Raw genomic sequence first — 3,069 nt, 5'->3', positions numbered from 1 at the left:
GATCAGTTGCGCCTCATAGTGGCCGACCCGTTCGGGCAATGCTGCCGCAGGCTCCGGCGAATGCGCGCGAACCGTTTTCGTCTCCTCGTCCGGGCCGAGACCGAGCGCGACGCGATCGGCGAAATGGGCGAGCTCGCGCACATTGCCCGGCCAGTCATGCGACTGGAGATGATCGCTGACGGCTGCATTCACCTTGGCGACAGGCCGGCCAAACCGTTCGGCCGCCTTGCCGAGGAAATGCCCGAACAGCATCGGGATATCGCCGCGGCGTTCACGTAGCGGCGGAATGCGCAGCGTCACCACGTTGAGGCGAAAATACAGATCCTCGCGAAAATCGCCGCGCTGGTCCGGCCGCCCGAGATCGACTTTGGTCGCCGCGACGACCCTGAGATCGATGCGCCGGATCTCGTTCGAGCCAAGCGGCGTGAGGCTGCGCGTTTCGAGCACCCGCAGCAGCTTGACCTGGAGCGCAGGCGGCATGGATTCGATCTCGTCGAGAAACAGCGTGCCGCCGCTGGAATGCTCGATGCTGCCAATCCGCCGCCGCTGCGCGCCGGTGAACGCGCCCGCCTCGTGGCCGAACAACTCGCTCTCTATGACCGTCTCCGGCAGAGCGCCGCAATTCAGCGCGACGAAGGGTTTTGCGCGCCGCCGCCCCCATCGGTGCAGGAGGTCCGCCACCACTTCCTTGCCGGTTCCCGTTTCTCCTTCCACCAGCACATCGACATCCATGTCGGCGATCTGGCGCAAGGTCTCGCGCAACCGTTTGATGGCAGGCGCCTCGCCGATCAGCGGCAGGCCGTCGGCAGCCACTGCCGCGGCTTCGCGCAGCCGCCGGTTCTCCATCACCAGCCGCCGCTTCTCACTCGCCCGTTTCAGCGCCTCGACAAGGCGATCGCCGGCATAGGGTTTCGGGATGAAATCGTAGACGCCGTCCTTGAGCGCGGCCACCGCGAGATCGACGTCGCCATGCCCGGTGACCAGGATCACGGGTATATCCGGATCGATCGCCTTGATGCGATCGAACAGCTGCAGACCATTCATGCCCGGCATGCGGATATCGCTGACGACGACGCCCTCGAAATTCCTGTCGACGACGGCAAGTGCTGCCTCGGCGGCGTCGAGTGCGACCACCGTGAAGCCGGCAAGCTCGAGCAATTGCGTGGTGGCGTGAAGGAGGTCCGCATCGTCGTCGACGAGCGCGACCAGCCCTGATCCGTCTGTCATTCAATTCGCCTCAAATCGATGGTGAAGGATGCGCCGCTGCCATTGCCGGGATCGAGCCGCAGCGTGCCGCCCAATTCCTGGGCGATCTCCTGCGAGATCACCAGCCCCAGGCCAAGCCCCTTCTCCTTGGTGGTCTGGAACGGCATGAACAGATTGCCAGCCGCCTCCGGACCAAGGCCGGGTCCATTGTCGCGCACCGAAATCAGCACCCTGTCGTCGCGCTCGGCAAGTTCGATCTCGATGCGGGGATCGGGCTGGTCCTTCATCGCGTCCAATGCATTTTGCAAAAGATTGACCAGGATCTGCTCCAGCCGGATGCGGCTCGCCATGACCACCGGCGAGGCATTGCCGCGCGGCCTGACGATGGTGACGCCGGAATCGCGTATGCGGCCTGACAGCAGCGACAGCGCGCCGTCGATCGCCTCGCGCACCGGCAGCGGCGAAGCGGCGACGCCCGGCCGGCGGGCGAAAGTGCGCAAGGTGCCGGTGATCGCGCCGATGCGTTCGGTCATCGAAACGATCGATGTCAGATTGCCGCTGGCCGATCCGGTCTTGCCGCTGTCCAGAAAACGACCTGCATTCTCGGCATAGGTGCGGATGGCGGCGACCGGCTGGTTGATCTCATGCGCCACGCCGGCGGCGATCTGGCCGAGGATGGAAAGCCGGTTGGCCTGGGCGAGATCGTCGCGCAATCGGCGGACCTTGGCTTCGGCATTCTCGCGCTCGGCGATTTCGCCGGCAAGTGCGGTGTTGGAGCGCGTCAGCTCGGCCGTTCGCGTGCTGACCCGGCTTTCCAGTTCGACATTCATGCGCGCCAGCGCTTCCTGCCTTAGCCTGCGCGTTCGCCGGCGCCGGGTCAGCACGTAGGCAAGCAGGCCTAGAAGCAGCAAGCCCAGGAGCGTGGTCAGGCGCGCCGTATTGGCGGCCGAGGAGAGAGCAGCGTCGGCGGGCGTCAGCAGCCACAGACGCCAGCCTGGGACTGCACCGGGCAAATCCTGCACCACCTCGACGAACTGGCGTGGTTTTCCGGCGTTGTCGATCGTCGCCAGGCCATCGCCGGCGCCGCGTCTGAACGGCAGCGGCTCGAAGGCAGCATCGGCCAATTGCAGTTGCTCATGGGCGGCGGCCACGTCCTCGGCCGACAGTGGTGCCAGCGCACGAAACCGCCAGTCGGGCTGGCTGGTGGCCAGCACGACGCCTCGTTCATCGGTGACAAAGACAAGGAAACCGCTGGAACGCCAATTTGCCTCGACGCCGTCGAGCTCGACCTTCAACACCGCAACGCCAAGCGGCTTGCCGTTATCGTCGACGCGGCTCGAAAGGTAGAGTCCCGGCCGTCCGCTGATCGTGCCGAGGCCATATTGGCTGGCAGCACCTTTCGCCATCGCCTCCTGAAAATAGTGCCGGAAATTATAGTCGATGCCGACAAAGCTGGTCGGTTCGCCGGCATTGCTGGCTGATATGGCGATGCCTGCCGTATCGATGACATAGATGGCGGAGGCCGAGGCATCGCCGGCAATCGCCTTGAGCTTGTCGTTGAGGGCCGCTTCTTGCATCTTCCCGGCCCGGCGCAGCGCGCCCCGCACAGCATCGTCGCGGGCCAGCACCAAGGGAACCAGGCGCTGCTTTTCGATTTCGCCGGTCAGCGTTCCCGCCGCCAGCGGCAGAGCGGCAAGTGCTGTGTCGCGCAGATTGTCGGCCGCCTGGCCGGAGGCGATGCGCCCGGCGATGGCGATCGCGCCAGCCAGGACGGCAAGGGCTGCGACCACGGCAAGCCAGCGGCCATCGCGCAGCCGGGCCACCGCCTCGCGCAGCAACTCACGGCCGGCAAACCCTTGGGAT

The 3,069-nt window shown here is 65.7% G+C and carries 2 protein-coding genes; both read right to left on the bottom strand.

Annotated elements, in window-relative coordinates; all coding sequences use genetic code 11:
* Positions 1 to 1,227, bottom strand: a 1,227-nt coding sequence (locus tag EN925_RS29880) for a sigma-54 dependent transcriptional regulator (RefSeq protein WP_206632993.1), incomplete at its 3' end; no start/stop codon positions are given.
* Positions 1,224 to 3,044 (bottom strand): sensor histidine kinase, encoded by a 1,821-nt coding sequence (locus tag EN925_RS29875; protein WP_128337136.1) that lies wholly within the window; start codon positions 3,042 to 3,044, stop codon positions 1,224 to 1,226. The genes EN925_RS29880 and EN925_RS29875, both read right to left, overlap by 4 nt.
* Positions 3,045 to 3,069 lie beyond the last annotated feature (25 nt).

This window comes from Mesorhizobium sp. M7A.F.Ca.US.006.04.2.1 (assembly GCF_004022915.1).
Taxonomy (GTDB): domain Bacteria; phylum Pseudomonadota; class Alphaproteobacteria; order Rhizobiales; family Rhizobiaceae; genus Mesorhizobium; species Mesorhizobium ciceri.
The sequence above is the reverse complement of the archived record's forward strand: the minus strand, read 5'-3'. Positions and strand labels throughout refer to the sequence as shown.